Below are 22,505 nucleotides of genomic sequence, written 5' to 3' on the forward strand. Positions count from 1 at the left end.
CCAACACTCCCTACTCCAATGTCTTCAGCTTATCGAGGCGCTTGCCCAGCTGCTTCTGCCAGCTTGCCGCCAGCTCTTGTACTTCAAGCAGTGCACGAATTCCGTCCTGGTCTTCCTTGTCCTTATACATGACCCGATTGGCCTCTGCAATCGTTATGCGAGCTGGATGCCTCTGTGCAATCGATAAGGCTGTCCCGGCTTTGACTCTGCCCTCCTGCAGCACGCGGAAATAAAATCCTGTATAACCGGTGAGCTGCACTTGCACTGGCAAATCAGGGAGCTCGTGCCGGATTCCCAGCTTAAAACAGGGCTGCCTAGGCTGGCTGACCTGTAAGACAGTCTCGCCCGCTTGAACGATATCTCCGATGCACAAATCGTCCTCGGTCCACTTCGACAGCGTGAAATTTTCGCCAAACGCCCCATAGTGAAAAGGTTTGTCAAACTGGCTCCGCCAATAAGGGTAACGCTGCTCGAAGTAGGCGCAAACCGCCTTGTCCGGTCCGCCATGATTGACAAGGTCCCCTTGGCCATCCCCTTCAAGACCCGTAAGGCTGATTGCAAGGGTTTGTGCGGAAGGCTGCTTGATGATGCCGGATAATACCTCTTTCGAGCCATGTGCAAGAGCTATGGGCTTACCAACGTTAAGTGATACGAGGCTTGCTGATTCGATTTGCTGCGACATGCTGCCTTTATCCTCCTAAATGCATTTTCTTATTCGACTATTATAATCGGGATAGGGAGAAGTTGGCAAAGCGAAATAACCACATTAAATTTTAATGCAGTTAATTACTGCTCATTTGGACCCTTCGACAGCTTAAGAGACCATCCACCATTTCCTGTCGAAAACCTCTCTTTCGTGTAGCATATTGCGCTTCCCCGGGAAATGTTTTTGAAATAGTTAGAATATTTCCTAAAATTCCATTCTCTATTTCCCGGGTAGAATATGCCTAATCATTTAAAGGAAACTTTCTTTCCAACCGATAAATCTCTTTTTGCGACTTGATCCCGCTGCTTTGCAGGCGCAAGGCGTGACGCTTTCTGTTTCTTAACTCCAGAAGAAAGATGAGAAGTGCTGTGACGGCAACCGCCCCTGCTCCCCAATATTGAATGTAAACCCCAGCTAGGCATGAGGATACTGTCAGCCATCCAACAGCTAGCCAATTGATAGGTATGCTCCAAGCCCCAAGCCGCCATGGCGCAAACCGCCAAATGCCAGCGGATGCTCCTCTTCTTAACTTTAATACGATAGGGATAACATAAGAAATATGCAAAGATATAATGGCGAACGATAATAAAACGAGAATCATTTGATCGCGGGAAAAAATAAACATGAATCCCAGCAGCATGAGTGAAGCTATGGCCCCTAGCCAAATCGCGTTGTAAGGTGCCTGTTGTTTCATGGATACGGCTGACCATTTTTTGTGCAAAGGCAATGCCTTTTCTCTTGCCAGACTGAATAGAATTCGTGAACTTATCGTCAACGTATGCAAACCGCTTCCCCAGAGAGAGCCAACCACCAGCAATAAAATAACAGCTGATCCTCCTGCCCCCGTTTGCGCTGCAGCCAGAAACAACCCTAAGCCGCCTGTCTCAACAGATCCTGCAGTGGTCAGCAGGCTAAAAGCTAACAGCACAAAGCCGAATACAAACGTATAAGCCGTTGAGAGATAAATGGCCCATGGCACCCGAATCCGCGGATCAATCGTTTCTTCCGCTCCATGACTGGCGCCATCCATGCCGACGAAAAGTTTAAGCAGCAGCATTGTACCGCTTATGAAAGCTCCTCCGGTTACCGTACCGTTCCACTCGGCATTTTGAAATTGATAAAGCAAAGCGGGAGAATAAGCCCCTGGCCAAAACAACCATAGAAGACCAGCCAGCATGATAAGGACAATTCCGGCCTGCAGCACTACTCCAATAGATTGCAAGCTTCCGAGAAGCGGCTTTCCCCAATAGTTGAGGGCCCCTTGCGCAAGCGTCAATACGATAACCGTAAACCAAAAGGTAAAATCGGTTGCTTGATAGGCAAACTTATCCGAAAACAGGCGATCAATAAGCGCAGCGCACGCACAATTTAGAAGCGCGAGTATGGCAAGATGGCCAGCGGCTTGGAAATATCCGGCTCTCCAGCCCCATTTTCGACCACCTAACGCTGATGCGGCATGATACACGCCACCGGTGGTTGGCACCGCTGATGCCAGCTCGGCGAGTGAAGCACTGACTGCCAGTCCAAACAGCGCTATAATCGGTAACCCGAATCCAATCACCGATGCTCCTCCCTCTCCGATAGCAATGCCGAATAAAACAGCTGCGCTTCCAATCAATGCTGCTGTATTGAAGGATAAACCAAAGGAGGAAAGGCCACCCCATCTGCGCCTGAGCTGCTGAGCGAATCCAAATTGATGCAAATCATGAGCATCCTGCAAAAGCTGTGCCGGTCTCCCGTACTCAAGCATGCTCTTGTGTCTGGACAATTGAATGGATTGCTGCGCCTTGAAAGCAATGGCTATCACTACCATGCATACGATAATGAGCAGCACTATGCCGGCAATAACCTGTATCATCCGAACACCCCCTTACGTAACTATATGAGCATGACAGGAATGGCATGCAGCCTTCGCTACCTGAACGGATGACATAGCAAAAAGCCCTGCATCCCGTTGATGCAGAGCATTGGTTACTCCAAAGAGCGAACCGCTGTTCAATGAGCTTATTCCATAAGCAGAAGAACTTCCTCTTTCAGCTCGATGATATCAAAGGGCTTCGTAAAGCAATGGCTAATGCCAAGCTTTAACGCTTCCTCCATTTTGGAAGGTTCGGCATAGGCAGTAATAAGCACGACAGGCACTGCTTGCGATTGTTTCCTAATCTCCCGAAGCACATCAATGCCATCTATGTCCGGCATTTTCAAATCGAGCAGTACGCAGTTCAACGTATGTTTTCCAATCAGCTTTAAAGCAGCATCCCCGTTCTCGGCTTCAAACACCTCTACGCCCTGTGAGGCAAACAACTCCTTAAGCATAAGGCGGATGGATGGCTGATCGTCCACCACCAAAATTTTTTTATCCGTTAACGGGCCTCGTTCAGCAAAGCTTGGGCGTTCTGCAGGCAGCTGTTGTGTCGATAAGATGCTTGCCATATTCGATGGGACAATCTTAGAGGGTTCCTTAATCGGCTCCGGCTTCTTTTCTATTTTACGTTGATGGTAATAAACAAACGACACGGCAACAAGCAATGCAGCGGCGAAAAGTATGAAGAAATAGGTCAATGCGTCGTCTCCTTAAAGCTTTGCGGCTTACAGCAGCTTAGCATAAGTTAGGCTTGTTACGAACTAGTCGTTAACGGTCATGGCTCCAAGCGGCCCATCATCGTTAATAATATCCTGAAGTTCGTAGACCGATATGGGAAAGTAGAGAAAACCGAATACATAGGCGGCCAGCTCATAGAGCTGAAAGTAAATGACCAGCGAACGATCTGCCACATAATAATCTTGATCCGGCCGGATACTTTTGAAGGGCTCCAATGTATCGATCTTCCGGAGCTTGATTTGGGCGCTCACAATCGCGCTTATCCGCCCAATATAGTCGGAACCAGGCTTAAACAGCTGTGCCAGTGTATAGGTTTGCCCTGTGGACTGCTTAAAGGTGAGCGAATGCTGCAAGGTAAGACCATGCGCACCACCCGTAAAAGCATAGTTGAACAATGACAGGCTGAGATAATCCTTTTGATTGTTCTTCTGTTCAAAATAACCCAGCATCTGGGCATTCGGATCATCCAAGGAGCCTTGGCTGTGCACAAGCTGCTGCACGGAATGATGAATCGTGTGGTTTATTTTTTTATCTGCGGCTTCGCTTTTGCCTCCACTCACATAGGGAAGCGCAAGCTCGGCTTTCGGAAATTCTGCCTTGGCGGTCTGAATGACGACGGGCGGTTGAAATGGCATGTGGAAGACACCTTCCTATTCGGTAAGATGCTCCATTGTATGCAGGGTACGGCTCATCTCATACCAAGTGATGCCGCCATGCGTAGAGCTTGATGGCCCATGCAGCCGAAACTGCTTGTCCTCATAAAAAGGAATAAGATGCTTCTCGCACATTAAAATTATTTTCTCAATGTCCGCCTCTTCACATTGCTCAACAAGTTTCTGCAGCAATAAAGCGCCTATCCCCTGCCTACGCTGCTCTTTATCCACTGCCACAGTCAGTACACAAAAGTTGCTTCCTTCCGCAGCATCCCCCTGTATCCCTTTCATCTCATCGCCACAATCATTTTGAAACGTACGTATGCCGTTGGCAATGCCAACCAGCCGGTCGCCAATCCATGCCGACCAGAAGAAGGGACGATAGTGCTCATAACGGTACTGGAACCCCTCCAGCGTCGCCGCAGCGTCCTCAGAGTAGCAGTTCTTCTCCAGTGCGATGGCAGCACTCAGCTCTTGCTCTTCAATCAACCGCAGTTTAACTGTACTCACAGCAACGATTTCTCCCGCTCCGTCAATCTTCTTCCTGTAACGTCTACGACAAGCTTGCCGTTATTCAATCCGAGAATTCGATCGGCAAAGCGCTCTGCCCAGTCTCCTTGATGCATGACGGCAATGACGATGACGCCCTGCTCTTTGCAGAGCGCTTTCAAATCGGTCAATACCTGGTCGGCCGTATGCGGATCAAGTCCTGATACCGGTTCATCCGCTGCAATTACTTTGGCGCCATGCACGAGTGCTCTTGCAATGGCCATGCGCTGCCGCTCGCCCCCGCTTAGGGTGCTAGCTTTCTGATGGGCCTTGTCGATCAAGCCGCGTTTCTCGATCATGTCCATGGCGCCCATATAATCATCATTGCGAACCATGCCCGTCCATCTGCGCCAAGCCGGCGTTTGGGTAACCGAACCGATGATGACGTTCTTTAATCCTGTTTTGTTGGGGAATAGGAATGGCTTCTCTTCCACATAAGCTACCTGCTGCTTTACTTTAAGCTTGCCGGCAAAGCCTTCCTTGAAGACATCCTTTCCTTCGAATTGATAGGAGCCCTCCGTCCACTTTTCTTGCAGGGCAAGGCAGCGCAGCAGCGTCGACTTTCCGCTTCCACTGTCTCCTTTTATTGCGACAAAGTCTCCAGGATATACCTCGAAGCTAATATCGTCGAGCACCTTGGGCCCGCCTGGAATACGTTTGGATAGGTTTTTTATTCTGATCATTTTCCGCGCTCCTTCTGTTTGCAGCAACTGCCTCTATGAATCTAGTTTACGTTAAACAAAAAACAGTTTCCATACGAACAAATGTTTGGTATAATAAAAACAAGAACAAACGTTCTAAAGATCATCGAATTCAACCATTTGAAGGAGGCCTGATCACCATGAATAACATCTGCGAAAATTTCCGTTATTTAGAGAATGGACGTCCTGGACGCGACCTTACTTTTAAGTTTTACGCCGATGGACGGCTAATCATTATTGACAATGTAGCAGAGGAGGTGATCACTCCCAATGATTTGAAAGGTGCGAGCAAGGACTTTTATGTTCGTAGACGAATCGCTTTTATCAAGAATCAATTAAGAGCCTCGCAGCTTAAATATGCATAAATATAAAGATGAGGAGAGCCTGTTCAGGCTCTCCTTTTCTATTGAATTTCTTTAACATGCTTAAGGAAGCTCTTTTTTTATTCTGTTTAAGCTCGGGGGCCGTTTCCCCTGCTTGTCAGGGTCTAGCGTACCGTCTTGCTCACGATTGTTTATCGGATTTTTTTGCTGTTCGTTTTTGTTGTTTTTTTGAAATGCCATGCCTATCACCTCCGTTGTCATTATGCCTATTTTTTAGAAAAACAATGTAAATTTGAATCAAACCGCTTCCCTTTCATTGACTCGACCCCTCCTATTGCGGTAGATTGGTCATACAGTTTCAAGTTTTGCAAAGGAGAGTTCTATATGAAGCAACAAATCATGTTTGACCTCGACGATACGTTAATCCACTGTAACAAATATTTTTATTTGGTTATCGACCAATATATTGATTCGATGACTACCTGGTTCGGAAGCTCTCCTCTGGTCAGCGTACAGGCCATTCGGGACAAGCAAATGGAGATCGATATTGCAGGAGTGGCCGTATTCGGCTTCAAGAGCGAACATTTCCCACAGTCTTTCGTAGATACCTACATCCACTTCTCCCATCTGACGGGCCGCAAACGCTCCACGAATGAAGAAAACTTTTTGTGGAAGCTTGGAATGAGCGTTTACGAACATGACGCAGAGCCATATCCCAATATGGAACAAACGTTATTTTCGCTTGCCGAAGCGGGACATGAGCTTCATCTGTATACAGGCGGGGAACTGCCTATTCAGCGACGCAAAATCGAAAAAATGAATTTGGAGCGCTATTTTGATTCGCGCATTTACATTCGCAGATTGAAGAACAGCGATGCATTGGAGAGCATTTTGTCGACAGGCCTCTTTGACAGAAGCAGCACTTGGATGGTTGGCAACTCCATACGTACAGATGTCGTACCAGCCCTGACCGCTGGTATTCATGCCATTCATATGCGGGCGGTGTCCGAATGGGAATTTAACGTCATTCAGATTGAAGTCGAGCCAAAGGGCGCCTTTCTGACGCTGGACCACTTAAAGGACGTACCTGACGCGATCCATGGCTACGTTAACCGATAAACAAAAATCAAAATAAATAGACCCGTATCTACCTCGTGGCAAGCGAGATCGATTCGGGTCTATTTTTATTTTAAATTGGAAGCAACCAATCGAACCCTCTACTGCTCGATGGCTAACTCCCCAGTCTCCGTATTACGGATAACGATTTTCCCTTCTCCTGGTGTTCCATCCGCTAGTTCAAGCTTCAGCTTCGCGGTTTTGCCTTTCTCCACCAATGCCCGTACCTGCGTATCCGTCAAGCTTCGGCCGAAGCTTTCCTTCCAAATAACGAATTTGCAGCCTTCTTTGTAGTGGGAGCAGCCATAGCCTTTGCGTCCCATAAAAATCGATCCGCCGCAGCCTGCACGCGGACAGGCCGCAATGACGACAGGCCCTCCACCAGCTGCTTGGGTGGCTTTCTCTGCGCTCTTGGTTTGAGCCCCAATGGCTTTCGCTTTCGTTACTCGTGTCCGCGAGGCAGCTGCCGATTTCCCAGTTCCTCCTCTTCCTGAGGCTGGTGCTGGTGCCTCGCTTTCGAACGATGTTTTTGCGGCACGGGACTGGACGCGAACCTTATCGACAATCATGGTAGCGAATTTTTTAACATTTTCCATAAATTGTCCATCCGAGGCGGTTCCTCTTGAAATTTCGTTCAAGCGTCTCTCCCATAATCCGGTCATCTCAGGTGAGGTTAACAGGTCAATTCCGGCACCGCGTATAAGCTCGATAGCTGTTCTGCCCTTTTGTGTTACCTGAATTTTCTTCCCCTGCATCTCCACATAACCAACGTTCTTCAAACGCTCAATCGTTGCAGCTCTAGTAGCAGGCGTGCCAAGGCCCGAATCCTTCATCGCATCGCGGACATCCTCGTCCTCGATTTGCTTGCCGGCGCTCTCCATCGCTTTGAGAAGCGTACCCTCTGTATAATGCTTAGGCGGCTGCGTATCTTTCTCCTTTACGATGGCATCGGAACACACAACGCCTTCATCAGCTGAAATGGAGAAGGGCTCGTTTACCTCAACCTCTTCTTCCTCAGCATCCTCCTTGTCTTTTCCTTTGGCTGTCGACTTTGCCTTATCCTTTTTCTGATCGGCATAAATCACTTTCCAGCCTAGGCTGAGCAGCTCCTTCACCGTCGTTTTGAAATGTTCCTTCTCCACTTCTGTTATGACAGTATGAACCTTATATTCTGCTGCTGGATAAAATTGCGACAGAAACCGTCTGACGACAAGATCGTAAAGCTTTTGCTCATCGGGACTTAGGTTGTTTGCCTTTCGGTTGGTAGGCAGGATCGCATGATGGTCCTCTACCTTCGTTGGATTACAAATAAATTTATTTCCTTTATGGACCAAGCCGCGATTTGCTCCTTTTACGAGCTCATCATAGCTTGTCCCTTGCAACGCATTCAGCGTTTTATGCATTTCCGGTATATTTTGTTCGGTCACATAGTTGGAATTCGTTCTTGGATACGAGATGACCTTGTGCTTCTCGTACAGCGCCTGGGCGGTATCGAGTGTTTTTTTCGCTGAAAAACCATATTTGCCGTTCGCTTCCCGCTGCAGCAGAGTAAGGTCATACAACTTAAAAGGATACTCCTTCGTATCCTTCACCTCATAGGAAGCAATGCGGCCTTGCTTGCCTTTTACTTTGGCAGCCAACGCTTCAACCTGAGCCTGATCGGTCATTCTCTCGCCCTGCCACATCGCTTTATACGTCAGCTCGTTCTGCGTAAAGTGTCCTTCCAGTTCAAAAAACTTTAGCGACGAGAAAGCTTCAATTAGCTTCTGGCGATCATAGATCAACGCCAGCACGGGCGTTTGAACTCTTCCTACGGACAACAACACATTATGTTTTGTTGTAAAGGCGCGTGAACCGTTCATACCGATAAGCCAATCCGCTTCGCTCCTTGCCGTAGCCGCACGCGTCAGATTCTCATACTCGGCGCCTTCCTTCAGCTCATCAAAGCCTTTGCGGATCGTCTCAGGCGTAAGATCCGAGATCCACAGCCGCTTAACCGGCTGGCTCAGCTTTAAGTGCCGCTGAATCAGCGAGAAAATATATTGACCTTCCCGCCCTGCATCGCAGGAGTTGACGAGCAAATTGCTTCGCTTAGCCAGATCCCCAATCACCTTGAGCTGATCGATCGTTTTTTTGTTCGGAACCAGCTTGAACTGCGCCGGAATGATCGGAAGATCGTTAATATTCCATTTTTTATAGCGGTCATCATAAGCATCCGGCTCCGCGAGCCCGATGAGATGCCCAATCGCCCATGTAATAATATAGTGTTCGCCTTCTATGTAGGAACGGTGATTTTTTGCTTTGGGATCGATTGCGGCGGCTATGTTTCTTCCCATATCGGGTTTTTCCGCAATGATTAGTGTCTTCAAAAGATAATCGCTCCTTCTATAAGCATTTCGCAAGCTTGCCGGCTGATGCAGGCTGTGAGCAGCATTCATCAGCTTCGCAAGGTGTGGCCTCTAAACATTTTACAGACTTCTCGAACAAAAGGGAATCCTTTTCACCGTTTCAGGAGTAGAAATCAGCCAAAAAAATAACCCAATAGGACGTTTGTCCCAATTGGGTTATTTGGTATAAGAGCTATTGAATCCATAATGGCTGTAGCATCCCTATTATTCATTATGATCTTTCGAGAAGAATCTAAAGTTGTTATTTTCCAGTGGTTGGCGCTTCAATAGAAGCGACTATGGATGCAAAAATAGACCTGACGCCATCCGACCATTTCGGGTCTTCCGCATATTTCCGATTAATCCAAGTAAACGGATCGACTTCGGAAGGACGTTCCTTGCTTAAGTTGAATACCGTTCTCGCGGCTATCTCCGCCGATTGCTCGATCGTTGTATTAAACTCCTGCCAGCTGTGGAAAACATTAAAGGGATTGTTCGCTATTTCCTTATGCTGCTTGTTTGTCTTGGGCACAAAACCCTGCTCCTGCCCAGTAATTGCAAACAACAGGGCAGGATGAATATCGAAGGCATACGCTGCTCCAACAATGGCATCAAAGTAGGGCTGCTCCGCCAAAATGGATGATCTCTTCTGCAAATAGGCGATCAGTTTTGCCGAATCAATCTCATGGTATCGCAGCTCCTCTGGCAACCCGCTTGATTGGACAGGTAAAGGCTGAACAGGTTGTGTCACCACCGTTGGCTGCAGCTTATAAAGGGAAGGCTTGCTTAATGACCAGCCATATAATAATGAAGCACTAATTAAACAAGCACATAAAACCGCATAAATAAAGGTTTTGGTCCGAGCGATTCGACCGAAAGGCTTTTGCCACCTTGAAATGGGCATTACGATTACATCTCCTGAAGACCGGCTCGCGAGCTCATCGCCAAATTCAGCGCCTTCTGCCATTAGCATGCCCCTTAACTTCGCTAGAAGGCCTCCCTCAGCCTCTTCGTTAGTAACAGCCCCCAACTCCCCCGTCGCCTGCAGCTTGTCCATTAAACGGAGCAAGAGAGGCTTCTCGCAACGCATATGCAGCTGTCGCTCTAACCAATCATGGAGGGGATCATATACATTCGAATTTTTCTGATCAATCGATAAACAAGCCTGCAATATATCCTCGGCTCTGACAGGCCCCTGACGTTCTAAAACGACTGTGCGAATCAAAGTTTCCGTTACGGCTATTTTTAAGCTGTTCTCGAATTTAGGCAATTGCTTATGTATGATTCGTTTCACAGCATCAGCCACAATCTCTGCGCGCGCCTCCTGAGGCATGGCTGCATACTTGTGCTGAACATAGCTTCGTATGTTTCGTACGTCTGTAGGTGAAAGTACATATGCTTCATCAGCTGGCATGACGAATCGCCCCTTCGCGTCATCTCAAACCGATTTTACCACAAGTTTCCTTATGATGGTGAGGTAAGTTTCGGATTTCGTCTTGAATAGCCTCCTTCTTTGTCTATTCCAAGCTGCGTCCTCAACAAGAAAAGCGCCCAAAGGCGCTTCTCCAAAAAAAACGATTATTAACATTGCGTTTCATTACTTTAGCTTAGCCGTTAAGGCAGCATCGATGTTCCCATTAAATATTTATCCACTTCGCGAGCAGCCTCGCGGCCCTCGTTGATTGCCCATACAACCAAGCTTTGACCACGGCGCATGTCGCCTGCCGCAAACACTTTATCAACATTGGTTGTATACTTGCCATAAGCAGCCTTTACATTCGTGCGACGGTCTTGTGCAAGGCCAAGCTGTTCGATCAACGTCGTTTCCGGTCCTTCAAAGCCTACTGCAATGAAAACAAGATCCGCAGGCCATACTTTTTCCGTTCCAGGAATCTCGCTATATATTTTACGGCCGGTCTCGTCAACCGTACGCATAATTTGTACCGTATGAAGCTCTTTGAGGTTACCATTGCCGTCGCCAACGAATTTCTTCGTCAACACGGAGAAGGCACGTGGATCTTCGCCAAACAAGGCTTTCGCTTCCTCATGCGCATAATCGAGCGTGTACACGTTCGGGAATTGCGGCCAAGGATTGTTCAGGCTATCTCGCTCAAGCGGCGCTTTGGCATGCGTGCCGAATTGAGTAACCGATTTACAGCCGTGGCGAAGCGCCGTTGCCACACAGTCCGACCCGGTGTCGCCGCCGCCGATAACGATAACATCTTTATCTTTAGCCGAAATATAGTTGCCATCCTCAAGGTTGGAGTCCAAATAGCTCTTGATTGTGCCATTCAAATAATCCATAGCCATGTGAACGCCATTCAGGTCACGGCCTTCGATTTTAACGTTACGTGCTCTAGTGGAACCGCCGCAAAGGACGACTGCGTCGAATTTCTCGACAAGCTCATTAGCCGTAACGTCTTTGCCGATTTCCGTATTCGTTACAAATTCCACACCTTCTGCTTCCATCAGATCAACACGGCGCTGAACGACATGCTTCTCCAACTTCATCGTCGGAATGCCATAAGTGAGCAAACCGCCAATGCGGTCAGCACGCTCATATACCGTTACGGTATGGCCTGCTTTGTTAAGCTGGGCAGCGGTTGCCATTCCGGCAGGACCCGAACCAACTACGGCAACGCGTTTGCCTGTGCGGACCTTCGGAGGCTGTGGAACAACCCATCCCTCGTCAAAGCCGCGATCGATAATGGCTTGTTCGATTGTTTTGATTGTAACCGCATCGCCAATCAAGCCAACTGTACAAGAACCCTCGCACGGCGCTGGACAAACCCGGCCCGTGAACTCTGGGAAATTATTCGTTTTGTGCAAACGGTCGAGCGCCTCGCGCCACAGTCCGCGGTAAATCAGGTTATTCCACTCTGGAATCAGATTGTTTACCGGACAGCCGGAAACAGATCCTGCAAGTTCGATACCGGTATGGCAATATGGCGTGCCGCAATCCATGCAGCGCGAGCCTTGCGTCTTTAATTGCTCATCCGAAAAATGCTTATGAAACTCTTGCCAGTCTTTAATGCGCTCCAGCGGGTCGCGATCGGCCGGCAATTCACGTTGATATTCCATAAATCCAGTAGGTGTAGACATGATCGCTTTTCCTCCATCCATATTTCCCGTTAACCTTGTTACGATTCTCTTCAAACTATATCGGGAATCCATCTAATATTCAATAACAAACTTTCTCAAAAACGAATATTTTGTCTAAAGCACTCGTTTACTATTTTACAACATCCTAGCATTCAAGTCCTTATGACGTTAATGGATTATCCGCACAATCATTTGCACTTTCTGACATATCGTTCGTCAAATGTTCGGAAATAGCCTAAAAAGCTAAGAAGATCGTCGGTTGAACGTTTGAAACGTGAAGGCATAACTATTTTTTTCGTCGCTTTCTCTTGGGTCGCGAGCCGCTAGCTCCCACTCCGAATCGGAGAACTCAGGAAAAAACGCATCTCCTCCTTCGATTTCCACATCAACCTCAGTAAGGTAGATTTTATTGGCAAATGGCAGGAATTGCGCATAGATATCCTCGCCGCCAATGACGATCAGTTCTTCCTCTTTGGACAGCGCAAGCGCTGCTTCAATCGAATGCAAAATCTCACAGCCCTCAGGTTCGTAATTCGATTGGCGAGTCAGTACGACATTTCGACGATCCTTGAGCGGTTTAGGAAGCGATTCGAACGTTTTGCGACCCATCAAAACCGTTTTCCCTATTGTGGTTTGCTTGAAGAAGGCCATCTCTGCGGGCAGACGCCAGGGTAATTTGTTGCCGATTCCTATCGTGCGGTTGCGGTCCATGGCCGCGATTAACGTAATTGACATGACCTTTTCCACCCCTTAATGAATAATTAGCTGCATTCTCTACACGGCTACTGGTGCTTTTATGGATGGATGCGGCTCATATTGTTCAATCGTTAAATCTCCAACTTCAAAGTCAAAGATCGATTGTTTGTCCGTATTTAGTTTTAATGTTGGCAAAGAACGAGGTTCCCTGCTCAGCTGCAGATCGATTTGCTCCAGATGATTCGTATAAATATGCGCATCGCCGAGCGTATGGATAAACTCGCCTGCTTCAAGCCCGCATTCATGAGCAATCATGTGCGTTAATAGAGCATAACTCGCGATGTTGAATGGAATGCCGAGAAAAATATCGCCGCTCCGCTGATAAAGCTGGCAGGAGAGCTTCCCGTTCGTCACGTAAAATTGAAACATTGTATGGCATGGCGGCAGCGCCATATTTCTAGGCACGTCTTCCGGATTCCAAGCGGAAACGATCAGCCTGCGGGAGTCAGGGTTGTTTTTGATGGTAGCAATGACATCCTTAAGCTGGTCTATGGTTTCACCTTGTGTTGTTTTCCATTCCCGCCACTGCTTTCCATAAACATTGCCAAGCTCACCAAATTCCGCAGCAAATGAATCATCCAAGAGGATCTGCTGCTTAAACAGCTCCATTTGCTCCTCATACGCCACGGCAAACTCAGAATCCGTTTGTGAGCGAAGCCCGAAATTAGTCATGTCTGGGCCAGTGTATGCCTTGCTTTCAACCCATTTTTTGAATGCCCATTCATTCCAAATATTATTGTTGTGCTGAAGCAGATAACGAATATTCGTATCGCCTTGAATGAACCAGATCAACTCACTCGCAATTAGCTTGAAGGGCACCCTTTTGGTCGTTAAGAGGGGGAAACCTTCACTCAAATCAAACCGCATTTGGTAACCGAAGGTAGAAATTGTCCCAGTACCCGTACGGTCTTCTTTTTTGGTTCCGTGTTCAAGAACATATTTTAACAATTGCAAGTAGGTTTGTTCGCTTTTGCTCATTTGGATATCGCTCCTTATCATGAAACAAACGTCGGAAAAATAACACCAATTATACCATCATCCGCGTTTCCTGTCCTCTTTTCGTTTCTTGCGAAGCGCGTATCGTTCAGGTGCCGAAGCGTGCAGCCGCTTCTCTTCTTCTGTCAATGGAACAACTGCCGGTACGATAGCGGGTTTGCCGCTGCCATCCAAAGCTACAAAGGTAAAGAAGGCGGTTACCGTCGTTTTACGCAAGCCGCTGAATAAATTTTCGGAATGAACCGATACATAAACCTCCATGGAGCTCCGATTTGTCCATGTAACGAAAGCTTCGACCTCAATGACTTCTCCTACCTGGATTGGCGCCAAAAAGTCCAGGCTGTCCGTCGAAGCGGTCACAGCCTGCATTCTAGCATGCCTCATAGCAGCAATAGCGGCGACTTTATCCATATACTCCATCAGCTTGCCGCCAAACATCGTATCGTTATGATTGGTATCCAACGGAAATATCAGCTGTGTCATGATCGTTCTGGACTCGCTTGTCGGTTTGGACGCTTGCTCCATCGTCATTTTCGCCCCTTTAGCTCTAGTTTACGTTAAATCCCCTTTAGAAGCGCAAAGAGGCCCCGTCGGCTGGAGAGCCGCGTGACCTCTACTATCGCTAATGAACAGTCATTAGTACGAATTATTTAATGAAAGTGTGGATAGGGTGACCAAGTGCAACCTCGGCCGCATCCAGAACGATCTCTCCCAGTGTAGGGTGAGCATGAATCGTAAGCGCGATATCTTCAAGCGTAGCGCCCATTTCGATACCAAGCGCAAGCTCGGCAATCATGTTGGATGCTTCGATACCGATAATTTGAGCGCCTAGCACAAGACCGCTGTCTGCATCCGATACGAGCTTAACAAAACCTTCGTTCGCGTTAAGCGACATCGCACGACCATTGATAGCAAATGGGAATTTACCCACTTTAACGTTATGGCCCTTGTCTTTTGCTTCTTTCTCGCTAAGGCCAACGCTTGCGCATTCCGGATCGGAGAAACATACCGCCGGTACGCATTTGTAATCAATTACGCTTGCTTGGCCCGAGATGGCCTCAGCAGCAACGCGGCCTTCATACATCGCTTTGTGAGCTAGCGCAGGTCCAGCGATGATGTCACCAATCGCATAAATATGCGGAATGTTCGTACGGCATTGCTCATCAACTTCAACGAGTCCGCGATCAGACAGCTTTACGTTGATGAGGTCAAGACCAAGCTCGCCGTCGGTGTTTGGACGACGTCCAACCGTTACAAGCAAGTAATCTGCCGTTACTTTTTCTTCTTTATCGCCAACGGTGTAAGTAACCGTAACGTCTTTATCCGTTTGCTCGGCACCTTTGGCTTGTGCGCCAGTGATGATATCAACGTTCGTGCTTTTCAGTTTCTTCGCAACGATGGAAGACATATCTTTATCGAAGCCTGGAAGAATTGCGTCAGAGCCCTCGATTACCGTTACCTTAGTACCGAATTTGGAGTACATTTGACCAAGCTCAATACCGATATAGCCGCCGCCGATAACGACAAGGCTTTTCGGAATTTCCGGCAAGGACAAAGCGCCAGTCGATGATACGATACGGCCGCCGTAAGGGAATGCTTTCAATTCAATCGGACGCGAGCCCGTAGCGATAATGCAGTTTTTGAAACGGTAGCGCGGCGCTTCTTGATCGTTGAATACGCGTGCTTCGTTCTCATTGATGAACATCACTTCGCCTTGAAAATATTGGACTTTGTTCGCTTTCAATAGAGAAGCAACGCCGCCTGTCAATTTTTTGACAATACCGGCTTTAAACTCTTGCACTTTAGTGAAATCAACCTTCGCTTCGCCAACTTCGATACCGAAAGCAGAAGCGTGGCTGATGGATTCGTATTGATGCGAAGCAGAGATCAACGCTTTGGAAGGAATACAGCCTACGTTCAAGCATACGCCGCCTACGTATTCTTTATCCACGATGAGTACGTTTTGACCAAGCTGAGCAGCACGGATCGCTGCGACGTAACCGCCAGGACCCGCACCAATGACTAGAGTATCAATATCTAGGGAAGCATCACCTACGACCATGTCTTATACCTCCATTATGAACAATTCCGGTTGGCCCAGAAGTGTTTTGATGTAATTCATAAAGTTTTGTGCCGTTGCGCCGTCGATGAGACGGTGGTCAAAGCTAAGTGAAAGTGCCATTACCGGAGCAGCTACGATTTCGCCGTTGCGAACGATTGCTTTCTCTGTAATTCTGCCTGTACCCAAAATAGCAACCTCAGGGAAGTTGATTACCGGTGTGAAGAACATACCGCCAGCCGAACCGATGTTCGAGATGGAAATCGTGCTTCCTTTCAGCTCGTTAGCAGCTAGCTTGCCATCACGGCCGCGAGCAGCTAGATCACGGATGGAATCCGCAATTTTGAACAGGTTTTTACGGTCTGCATCTTCGATAACCGGAACGATTAGGCCGTTATCTGTGTCTGTTGCAATACCGATGTTGTAATATTTGCGAAGCACGATTTCTTGGTTAGCCTCATCAAGCGTAGCGTTCAGGATCGGGAACTCACGGCAAGCAGCCACAAGAGCCTTCACAATAAACGGCAAGTAAGTCAGCTTGGAGCCTTTTTTCTCGGCATAAGGCTTATATTTTGCACGGAGTGCAACAAGCTCAGTTACGTCAACCTCATCCATAATCGTAACGTGAGGCGCTGTGTAAACCGATTTGGACATTGCATTTGCGATGATTTTGCGAATGCCTTTGAACGGTACGCGTTCTTCCGGACGGTAAGCTGTTCCAGCTGCTGTGTGCGCAGGCTTCGCTTCACCAGCGCCTTTAGCTGCCACTTCCGCGTTGCTCGGTTGCTCAGCAGGTGCTGCGGCATCAGTAGCAACAGCAGCAGGTGCGCCGCCAAAACCATTGACATCATCACGAGTAATACGGCCGTTCTTGCCAGTTCCGCCGACTTGAGTCAGGTCTACACCTTTCTCACGGGCAAATTTGCGAACGCTTGGCGTTGCAAGCACAAGTCCGCCAGTCGCTTTCGGAGCTGTAGGTGCAGCAGCAGCCGGAGCTTCCGCTTTAGGTGCTTCTGCTGCTGGAGCCGCTTCCGCTTTAGGTGCTTCCGCTTTTGGAGCCTCTGCAGCTGGTGCTGCTTGCTCAGGAAGCTCGCCTTCCGCATCAATGATTGCCACAATCTCGCCTACGTGGCACACTTGGCCGTCTTTCACGAGCACTTCCAATACTTTGCCGTTAACCGGACAAGGTACTTCAACGATTGCTTTATCGTTTTGGACTTCCATAATAATATCATCATCTGTAACCGTATCGCCGACTTTGATGTTCACTTTCACGATTTCGCCTTCGTGCAAGCCTTCGCCGAGCTCTGGGAAACGATATTCGAATTTTGCCACCGCTAGTAACCTCCTTTAAAAGTTCAATACTTTTTGAACCGCCGCAGAAACGCGAGCTACCGAAGGAAGCCACGCATCCTCAACAAGCGCAAACGGATAAACCGTGTCCGGTCCAGCTACGCGCAGTACTGGAGCTTCCAAATGAAGAATCGCATGCTCGTTGATTTGAGCAATGATTTCTGCTGCAGCGCCAGACGTTTTTTGCGCTTCTTGTACGACAATGGCACGGTTCGTCTTTTGAATCGATGCAACGATTGTTTCAATATCAAGCGGCACAAGCGTGCGAAGGTCGATAACCTCTACGCTCACGCCTGTTTTTTCAAGCTCTTCAGCGGCTTTAACCGATGTATGAACCATCATTCCGTAAGTAAGGATCGTTACATCCGTACCTTCGCGGACCACATTTGCTTTGCCAATTTCAACGGTATATTCGCCTTCAGGCACATCTGCTTTAAATGCACGGTAAAGGTTGAGATGCTCCATGAAGAAGACGGGGTCATTATCACGGATAGCTGAAATCATCAAGCCTTTTGCATCATAAGGATTGGAAGGAATAACGACTTTGATACCTGGTGTTTGAATAGCCAGACCTTCAAGGGAATCCGTGTGCAGCTCAGCTGCTTTCACGCCGCCGCCGAAAGGCGTACGGAATACGATTGGCGAGTTATAACGTCCGCCTGAGCGGTAACGCATGCGAGCGGCTTGGACAAACATTTGGTCAAGCGCTTCATAAATAAAGCCAACGAATTGAATCTCGGCAATGGGACGGAAACCTTGCAATCCCATACCTACTGCCATACCTGCAAGAGCAGACTCGGCAAGAGGCGTATCAAATACGCGATCTTCACCAAACTCTCCTTGCAAACCTTCTGTCACGCGGAATACACCGCCGACCTTACCTACGTCCTCACCGAAAATGACAACGTTTGAGTCGCGTTTAAGTTCAACGCGCATCGCATCGCGAATTGCTTCCAACATATTCATTTGAGCCATGATCGTCTGATCCTCCTCTACTATTGAAAATCGGCCTTTTGCTCTTCCAGGTGCTTCGGTGTTGTTTCGAACATGCTATCGATCAAGCCTGCAACCGTCATTTTCTCAACGGCTTCGGTTTTCTTAATTTGCTCGTTAACGGTTGCTTTTGCTTCTTCTTTGACGCGGTTTGTGTCTTCATCCGACCACAAGCCTTTTTTCTCCAAATATTTGCCGAAACGAACTAGCGGATCTTTAAGCGCCCATTCTGCTTCTTCTTCTTTTGTACGGTATTTCGTTGTATCATCCGCCATGGAGTGCGGACGGAAACGGTAAGTCAGCATTTCGATCAGCGTTGCGCCTTCGCCGTTGCGGCCGCGCTCAGCTGCCTCTTGAACGGCTTTAATTACAGCTAGCACGTCCATGCCGTCTACTTGAACGCCTTTGATACCTGCTGCAACCGCTTTGTGCGCGATCGACAATGCGCCCGTTTGCTTAGCGTATGGTGTCGTAATAGCGTAGCCATTGTTTTGTACTGCATAGATAACTGGAAGCTTGTAAGCACCAGCAAAGTTCATGCCTTCGTAGAAATCGCCTTCGGATGAACCGCCATCGCCTGTATATGTGATAGCAACACGCTTTTCATTCTTTTTCTTAAATGCCATGGCTACGCCAGTTGCGTGCAAAATTTGCGCGCCGATAATGATTTGCGGCATAAGCACATGAACATCATCAGGAATACGTCCGCCCTCTTGGTGGCCGCGGGAATATAGGAATGCTTTATACATAGGCAGACCATGCCAAACGATCTGTGGCATATCGCGGTAGCCCGGGCAAATGAAATCATCTTTATTCAGTGCATACTCGCTGCCGATCATGGATGCTTCTTGGCCGGATACCGGAGCATAGAAGCCCAGTCTTCCTTGACGCCCAAGATTAACGGCACGCTCATCCCAAGTACGGGTAAATACCATGCGGTACATAACTTCTTTTAGTTGATCATCAGACAATTCCGGCAATAAATCCGGATTAACAACTTCCCCGTCGAGTGACAAGACAGAAAGCGGAGTAACCGGTTCCGTTTGAACTTCGTATGGCAATTTGCTCATTTTGAACGCTCACCTCAATCGAAATATTTGAAAATCCTTAACCTCTGTTATAGAATTATTATAAACCTGTTTAACGAAAATGGTCAAAGCAAAAAACAAAAAAACCGTTGTTTTTTCGCTGATTCTCATCATTATCTTAAGAAATTGTATATGCTACAGACTTATTTTATTAGTATAACAGCATAATACAACACGACAGAAATAGATGCGATTCCTTTGATTGCCTTTCTATTGTTTACCCACATGAGAAGCTTTCCATTCAACAAACCAACCCGCGAGGAGAGAAAGAAATGACAGATGAACGCTATTTAAAAAGAACGATTGTTAAAGAAACGGTGCCTAGCCGCTATTTGCCGGAAGACTCCCGCAATTTAAGAATCTTTTTGCCACCCGGGTATAACGAGGTTTTGAGTTACCCGGTCGTGTATTGCCAGGACGGCGAAGACTTCTTTAACTTTGGGCGCATTGCGACAACGGCAACAAAATTGATCTTGGACGAGGGATTAGAGCCCTTCATTATTGTAGGCGTTGATGTTGACAAAAAAATCAGAACGGATGAATATGCACCCGACGGCAATCGACATGCGAACTACATTCGGTTCTTTGCCGAGGAGCTTATTCCGTTTGTCGAAGAGCGTTATGCAGTTAGAAGCGTTCCTGAGCATCGCCTGCTTGCCGGCGATTCGCTTGGCGGCTCCGTCTCGCTCCATTTGGCGCTTGCCTACCCAGAGCTCTTTACGCGCGTGATGTCGTTATCAGGCGCTTATTACGGCGTCTCGCAAAATATCATCTCCGAAGCTGGCGATCTTAGCTGGCTGAACATCTATATGATTGTAGGCTTACAGGAAGATGCCTATGAGACCGATCGGGGCGTATTCGATTTTGTTGCACTCAACCGCAATGCAAAGGCGCTGTTAGAGCATAATCAAGCGACCGTCTTCTATGAGGAGAAGGACGGCAAGCATCAATGGGGCTTCTGGCAGAAAGAGCTTGACCGGGCTTTGTCCTATTTTATCGATATCGAATAGCCATTTAAACGGAGCACATGTCACTACGCCTGATCAGAGGCAAAAAAAGATTGAGCATTCACAGAAAAAGCTTCCTATTCGGCTGTTTGGAATAGCCATAGGAAGCTTTTTTGTTCGAGAAAAACTTGTTTTAGTTTAGATCCGCTTGCACTCTGCTTAACAGCTCTTTGCAGCCGTTCTCCACCAGCTCGAACACAAACGGAAAATTCCCATCGTAATAAGGATCGGGTACATCCACAATCCCCTGCTCCGGCAGCAGCTCCATAAAGGTAAACAGCTTGGCTTGTTCCCCTTGTTCTTTGGAAAGTAGCTTGCGCACATCCCGCAGGTTGTTCGTATCCATACAAACGATGTAATCAAACGCGTCAAAATCTGTCGATGAAACTAAGCGAGCCTTCATGCCCTCGTATGAAATGTGGTGCTCATCGAGCTGCTGCCTGGTTCCTTCATGGGGAGGATGGCCCAAATGCCAGTCGCCTGTTCCCGCAGAATCGACTTCAATAACTTCCGACAAATTTGCAAGCTCCACCTGATGGCGCATGACCGCCTCAGCCATTGGCGACCTGCAGATGTTGCCCAAGCATACGAATAATACACGTTTCTTCACGATTTGCCTCTTTTCTGCTGTTCATGAACAGTATTAATATTTAATGAACGCCGCGGCAGCTTCCATTTGTAGTATACGGACAGCATCCGAAAGCTAATGATAACGACGAATAGAAATAGCAGCTCCAGTGTCGACTTAAGCCACCCCAGTCCAATAACCAACCCTGCGAGCATCGCCCAAACGGCATAAATTTCATCTTTCAGCACCAGAGGTTTACGTCCGGCAAGCACGTCGCGAATGATGCCTCCCCCAATTCCGGTCAGCATGGCAGCAACTAGCACCGCACTGAGCGGATGCTTCATCTGAGTTGCATAAAGCGCGCCTTGTATGGCAAATGCGGACAAGCCAATCGCATCAAAAAAAGCCTCGCTCCTTCGCCAGCGCTGAATCCATACCACGGGGAGCAGAAATGCGATCGTCATTGCAATCATGGCAATTTTCAACAAATAACCTTGGCTCCAAAGCGATGTCACCGGCATGCCGATCAGTAAATTACGGACCACTCCCCCGCCAAAAGCGGTTACGAGACCCAGTACGAACACACCTAGTATATCGTACTCCTCTTCCATAGCCACAATCGCTCCGCTGACAGCAAATGCAATTGTGCCAATAATGCTGAATACCCCAAAAATATCCATACTCACCGCAATAGCTCCTCGCTTCCCGTCCATAGACCGGCCGCACTCGCCGGTACTTTCCTACACCATTTTAGCTGGGAGCATGCGGTTACGCAACGACAATTTTCGCAGTTCTTATTTCAAGATCAAGCAGCAGATCAATTACCCACTAGTCTTTATAGTCAAAAAAGCTTTATACTTGTAATGTTTTCTAATGATTTCCCTAATAAGAAAGGAAATTTGAATATGCAGCCTCTGATTGTCATTTGTACAGGCGGCCAGCTTGGTGACTGGGCGCTTAACTTTATAAACACGGCTGATCTGCTCATTGGAGCCGACAGCGGTGCCCGTTTTTTAATTTCACATGGCTTTCGCCCCGATATTGCCATCGGAGATTTCGATTCCGTATCAGAAGAAGAATTGCTAGCCATACAGGCAAACAGCGCCAAAACGATTTCATGCGATCCCATCGACAAAAACTATACCGATACGGAAATGGCTGTGCGTCTCGCGCTGGATCTGAAGCCGCGCAAGCTGGTACTCCTAGGGGCACTCGGCACTCGCTTCGACCATTCGCTAGCAAATGTCCATCTCCTTGCCCTCGCCATTGAACAGAATGTGATTGCCGCAATAATTGACGACCATAATAAAATCTCGCTCACTAAGGATCAAATGACGATTGAAGCAGAGGGCTATCCCAATGTATCCCTGCTCCCACTCTCCATGCGGGTCGAGGGAATCACCCTTACTGGCTTTCAATATCCATTGAACAAGGCGGTATTAACGATTGGACAGTCTCTTGGCATAAGCAACGTGCTTATTTCTGATTACGGTACAATTCAATTGCGCGCTGGACTGCTTCTCGTCATTCAAAGCCGAGACTAATA

The 22,505-nt window shown here is 47.8% G+C and carries 23 protein-coding genes; 4 read left to right on the forward strand and 19 right to left on the reverse strand.

The genetic code is table 11. The annotated features are described in order from the left end of the window. Positions 1 to 10: 10 nt before the first annotated feature. The 6 genes from FJQ58_RS29770 to FJQ58_RS29795 all read right to left on the reverse strand — a co-directional run bounded on the left by FJQ58_RS29770 (position 11) and on the right by FJQ58_RS29795 (position 5,193). Complete coding sequence (locus tag FJQ58_RS29770; RefSeq protein WP_139999113.1) at positions 11 to 682, reverse strand: MOSC domain-containing protein; 672 nt, start codon at positions 680 to 682, stop codon at positions 11 to 13. Between the two features lie 265 nt (positions 683 to 947). Beyond that, positions 948 to 2,564 carry an amino acid permease gene (locus FJQ58_RS29775; RefSeq protein ID WP_139999115.1) on the reverse strand — a complete coding sequence of 539 codons (1,617 nt, stop codon included), beginning with the start codon at positions 2,562 to 2,564 and terminating at the stop codon, positions 948 to 950. A gap of 146 nt (positions 2,565 to 2,710) precedes the next feature. Continuing rightward, positions 2,711 to 3,268, reverse strand: coding sequence for a response regulator (locus FJQ58_RS29780; RefSeq protein ID WP_139999117.1), 558 nt, complete (start codon positions 3,266 to 3,268; stop codon positions 2,711 to 2,713). 63 nt (positions 3,269 to 3,331) lie between these two features. Beyond that, positions 3,332 to 3,943, reverse strand: a complete 612-nt coding sequence (locus FJQ58_RS29785; RefSeq protein ID WP_139999119.1) for a DUF3298 and DUF4163 domain-containing protein — start codon at positions 3,941 to 3,943, stop codon at positions 3,332 to 3,334. 15 nt (positions 3,944 to 3,958) lie between these two features. After that, positions 3,959 to 4,471 carry a GNAT family N-acetyltransferase gene (locus tag FJQ58_RS29790; RefSeq protein ID WP_162341849.1) on the reverse strand — a complete coding sequence of 171 codons (513 nt, stop codon included), beginning with the start codon at positions 4,469 to 4,471 and terminating at the stop codon, positions 3,959 to 3,961. Further along, positions 4,468 to 5,193 carry a phosphonate ABC transporter ATP-binding protein gene (locus tag FJQ58_RS29795; protein WP_139999123.1) on the reverse strand — a complete coding sequence of 242 codons (726 nt, stop codon included), beginning with the start codon at positions 5,191 to 5,193 and terminating at the stop codon, positions 4,468 to 4,470. The genes FJQ58_RS29790 and FJQ58_RS29795 overlap by 4 nt, the downstream gene beginning before the upstream one ends. Before the next feature lie 158 nt (positions 5,194 to 5,351). Here FJQ58_RS29795 and FJQ58_RS29800 point away from each other — a divergent pair, with 158 nt between their 5' ends. After that, on the forward strand, positions 5,352 to 5,576 hold the full coding sequence (locus tag FJQ58_RS29800) for a hypothetical protein (protein ID WP_139999125.1): 225 nt from the start codon (positions 5,352 to 5,354) through the stop codon (positions 5,574 to 5,576). A gap of 60 nt (positions 5,577 to 5,636) precedes the next feature. On the opposite strand, the gene FJQ58_RS32680 is transcribed toward FJQ58_RS29800, so the two are convergent. Further along, on the reverse strand, positions 5,637 to 5,774 hold the full coding sequence (locus tag FJQ58_RS32680) for a hypothetical protein (protein WP_202915351.1): 138 nt from the start codon (positions 5,772 to 5,774) through the stop codon (positions 5,637 to 5,639). 144 nt (positions 5,775 to 5,918) lie between these two features. Here FJQ58_RS32680 and FJQ58_RS29805 point away from each other — a divergent pair, with 144 nt between their 5' ends. Then, positions 5,919 to 6,653 (forward strand): HAD family hydrolase, encoded by a 735-nt coding sequence (locus FJQ58_RS29805; RefSeq protein WP_139999127.1) that lies wholly within the window; start codon positions 5,919 to 5,921, stop codon positions 6,651 to 6,653. Positions 6,654 to 6,751: 98 nt separating this feature from the next. On the opposite strand, the gene FJQ58_RS29810 is transcribed toward FJQ58_RS29805, so the two are convergent. The 10 genes from FJQ58_RS29810 to pdhA all read right to left on the reverse strand — a co-directional run bounded on the left by FJQ58_RS29810 (position 6,752) and on the right by pdhA (position 19,366). Next, positions 6,752 to 9,019 (reverse strand): type IA DNA topoisomerase, encoded by a 2,268-nt coding sequence (locus FJQ58_RS29810; RefSeq protein WP_139999129.1) that lies wholly within the window; start codon positions 9,017 to 9,019, stop codon positions 6,752 to 6,754. Positions 9,020 to 9,299: 280 nt separating this feature from the next. Further along, entirely contained in the window at positions 9,300 to 10,451 is a 1,152-nt protein-coding gene (locus tag FJQ58_RS29815; RefSeq protein ID WP_139999131.1) for a hypothetical protein, read from the reverse strand. A gap of 200 nt (positions 10,452 to 10,651) precedes the next feature. After that, positions 10,652 to 12,139, reverse strand: a complete 1,488-nt coding sequence (locus tag FJQ58_RS29820) for a glutamate synthase subunit beta (RefSeq protein ID WP_139999133.1) — start codon at positions 12,137 to 12,139, stop codon at positions 10,652 to 10,654. A 243-nt stretch (positions 12,140 to 12,382) separates the two neighbouring features. After that, positions 12,383 to 12,874: a dihydrofolate reductase gene (locus FJQ58_RS29825; RefSeq protein ID WP_139999135.1), complete on the reverse strand. Its 492-nt coding sequence runs from the start codon at positions 12,872 to 12,874 to the stop codon at positions 12,383 to 12,385. 39 nt (positions 12,875 to 12,913) lie between these two features. Continuing rightward, positions 12,914 to 13,873, reverse strand: a complete 960-nt coding sequence (locus FJQ58_RS29830) for a thymidylate synthase (RefSeq protein WP_139999137.1) — start codon at positions 13,871 to 13,873, stop codon at positions 12,914 to 12,916. 57 nt (positions 13,874 to 13,930) lie between these two features. Further along, positions 13,931 to 14,416 (reverse strand): acyl-CoA thioesterase, encoded by a 486-nt coding sequence (locus FJQ58_RS29835; protein WP_139999139.1) that lies wholly within the window; start codon positions 14,414 to 14,416, stop codon positions 13,931 to 13,933. A gap of 121 nt (positions 14,417 to 14,537) precedes the next feature. Next, on the reverse strand, positions 14,538 to 15,953 hold the full coding sequence (gene lpdA, locus FJQ58_RS29840; RefSeq protein ID WP_139999141.1) for a dihydrolipoyl dehydrogenase: 1,416 nt from the start codon (positions 15,951 to 15,953) through the stop codon (positions 14,538 to 14,540). A 3-nt stretch (positions 15,954 to 15,956) separates the two neighbouring features. Continuing rightward, complete coding sequence (locus tag FJQ58_RS29845; protein ID WP_139999142.1) at positions 15,957 to 17,285, reverse strand: dihydrolipoamide acetyltransferase family protein; 1,329 nt, start codon at positions 17,283 to 17,285, stop codon at positions 15,957 to 15,959. 15 nt (positions 17,286 to 17,300) lie between these two features. Next, positions 17,301 to 18,278: an alpha-ketoacid dehydrogenase subunit beta gene (locus tag FJQ58_RS29850; protein WP_139999144.1), complete on the reverse strand. Its 978-nt coding sequence runs from the start codon at positions 18,276 to 18,278 to the stop codon at positions 17,301 to 17,303. Between the two features lie 20 nt (positions 18,279 to 18,298). Further along, the gene (gene pdhA, locus FJQ58_RS29855; RefSeq protein WP_139999146.1) at positions 18,299 to 19,366 is read right to left on the reverse strand and encodes a pyruvate dehydrogenase (acetyl-transferring) E1 component subunit alpha; all 1,068 of its coding nucleotides are present in this window, start codon (positions 19,364 to 19,366) and stop codon (positions 18,299 to 18,301) included. Between the two features lie 290 nt (positions 19,367 to 19,656). Here pdhA and FJQ58_RS29860 point away from each other — a divergent pair, with 290 nt between their 5' ends. Continuing rightward, the gene (locus FJQ58_RS29860) at positions 19,657 to 20,394 is read left to right on the forward strand and encodes an alpha/beta hydrolase (protein ID WP_139999148.1); all 738 of its coding nucleotides are present in this window, start codon (positions 19,657 to 19,659) and stop codon (positions 20,392 to 20,394) included. A gap of 130 nt (positions 20,395 to 20,524) precedes the next feature. On the opposite strand, the gene FJQ58_RS29865 is transcribed toward FJQ58_RS29860, so the two are convergent. Both FJQ58_RS29865 and FJQ58_RS29870 read right to left on the reverse strand, forming a co-directional pair. Next, positions 20,525 to 21,004, reverse strand: coding sequence for a low molecular weight protein-tyrosine-phosphatase (locus FJQ58_RS29865; protein ID WP_139999150.1), 480 nt, complete (start codon positions 21,002 to 21,004; stop codon positions 20,525 to 20,527). Continuing rightward, positions 20,998 to 21,639 (reverse strand): trimeric intracellular cation channel family protein, encoded by a 642-nt coding sequence (locus tag FJQ58_RS29870; RefSeq protein WP_140000224.1) that lies wholly within the window; start codon positions 21,637 to 21,639, stop codon positions 20,998 to 21,000. The genes FJQ58_RS29865 and FJQ58_RS29870 overlap by 7 nt, the downstream gene beginning before the upstream one ends. A gap of 225 nt (positions 21,640 to 21,864) precedes the next feature. Here FJQ58_RS29870 and FJQ58_RS29875 point away from each other — a divergent pair, with 225 nt between their 5' ends. Next, positions 21,865 to 22,503 carry a thiamine diphosphokinase gene (locus FJQ58_RS29875; protein WP_139999152.1) on the forward strand — a complete coding sequence of 213 codons (639 nt, stop codon included), beginning with the start codon at positions 21,865 to 21,867 and terminating at the stop codon, positions 22,501 to 22,503. Positions 22,504 to 22,505 lie beyond the last annotated feature (2 nt).

The organism is Paenibacillus paridis (assembly GCF_006345825.1).
Lineage (GTDB): Bacteria > Bacillota > Bacilli > Paenibacillales > Paenibacillaceae > Pristimantibacillus > Pristimantibacillus paridis.

What these genes read in the sequence shown, in the direction of transcription:
- FJQ58_RS29770 (WP_139999113.1), bottom strand. Translation starts at nt 682, where the DNA reads ATGTCGCAGCAAATCGAATCAGCAAGCCTCGTATCACTTAACGTTGGT.
- FJQ58_RS29775 (WP_139999115.1), bottom strand. Translation starts at nt 2,564, where the DNA reads ATGATACAGGTTATTGCCGGCATAGTGCTGCTCATTATCGTATGCATG.
- FJQ58_RS29785 (WP_139999119.1), bottom strand. Translation starts at nt 3,943, where the DNA reads ATGCCATTTCAACCGCCCGTCGTCATTCAGACCGCCAAGGCAGAATTT.
- FJQ58_RS29795 (WP_139999123.1), bottom strand. Translation starts at nt 5,193, where the DNA reads ATGATCAGAATAAAAAACCTATCCAAACGTATTCCAGGCGGGCCCAAG.
- FJQ58_RS29800 (WP_139999125.1), top strand. Translation starts at nt 5,352, where the DNA reads ATGAATAACATCTGCGAAAATTTCCGTTATTTAGAGAATGGACGTCCT.
- FJQ58_RS32680 (WP_202915351.1), bottom strand. Translation starts at nt 5,774, where the DNA reads ATGGCATTTCAAAAAAACAACAAAAACGAACAGCAAAAAAATCCGATA.
- FJQ58_RS29805 (WP_139999127.1), top strand. Translation starts at nt 5,919, where the DNA reads ATGAAGCAACAAATCATGTTTGACCTCGACGATACGTTAATCCACTGT.
- FJQ58_RS29815 (WP_139999131.1), bottom strand. Translation starts at nt 10,451, where the DNA reads ATGCCAGCTGATGAAGCATATGTACTTTCACCTACAGACGTACGAAAC.
- FJQ58_RS29820 (WP_139999133.1), bottom strand. Translation starts at nt 12,139, where the DNA reads ATGTCTACACCTACTGGATTTATGGAATATCAACGTGAATTGCCGGCC.
- FJQ58_RS29825 (WP_139999135.1), bottom strand. Translation starts at nt 12,874, where the DNA reads ATGTCAATTACGTTAATCGCGGCCATGGACCGCAACCGCACGATAGGA.
- FJQ58_RS29830 (WP_139999137.1), bottom strand. Translation starts at nt 13,873, where the DNA reads ATGAGCAAAAGCGAACAAACCTACTTGCAATTGTTAAAATATGTTCTT.
- FJQ58_RS29835 (WP_139999139.1), bottom strand. Translation starts at nt 14,416, where the DNA reads ATGGAGCAAGCGTCCAAACCGACAAGCGAGTCCAGAACGATCATGACA.
- lpdA (WP_139999141.1), bottom strand. Translation starts at nt 15,953, where the DNA reads ATGGTCGTAGGTGATGCTTCCCTAGATATTGATACTCTAGTCATTGGT.
- FJQ58_RS29850 (WP_139999144.1), bottom strand. Translation starts at nt 18,278, where the DNA reads ATGGCTCAAATGAATATGTTGGAAGCAATTCGCGATGCGATGCGCGTT.
- pdhA (WP_139999146.1), bottom strand. Translation starts at nt 19,366, where the DNA reads ATGAGCAAATTGCCATACGAAGTTCAAACGGAACCGGTTACTCCGCTT.
- FJQ58_RS29860 (WP_139999148.1), top strand. Translation starts at nt 19,657, where the DNA reads ATGACAGATGAACGCTATTTAAAAAGAACGATTGTTAAAGAAACGGTG.
- FJQ58_RS29870 (WP_140000224.1), bottom strand. Translation starts at nt 21,639, where the DNA reads ATGGATATTTTTGGGGTATTCAGCATTATTGGCACAATTGCATTTGCT.
- FJQ58_RS29875 (WP_139999152.1), top strand. Translation starts at nt 21,865, where the DNA reads ATGCAGCCTCTGATTGTCATTTGTACAGGCGGCCAGCTTGGTGACTGG.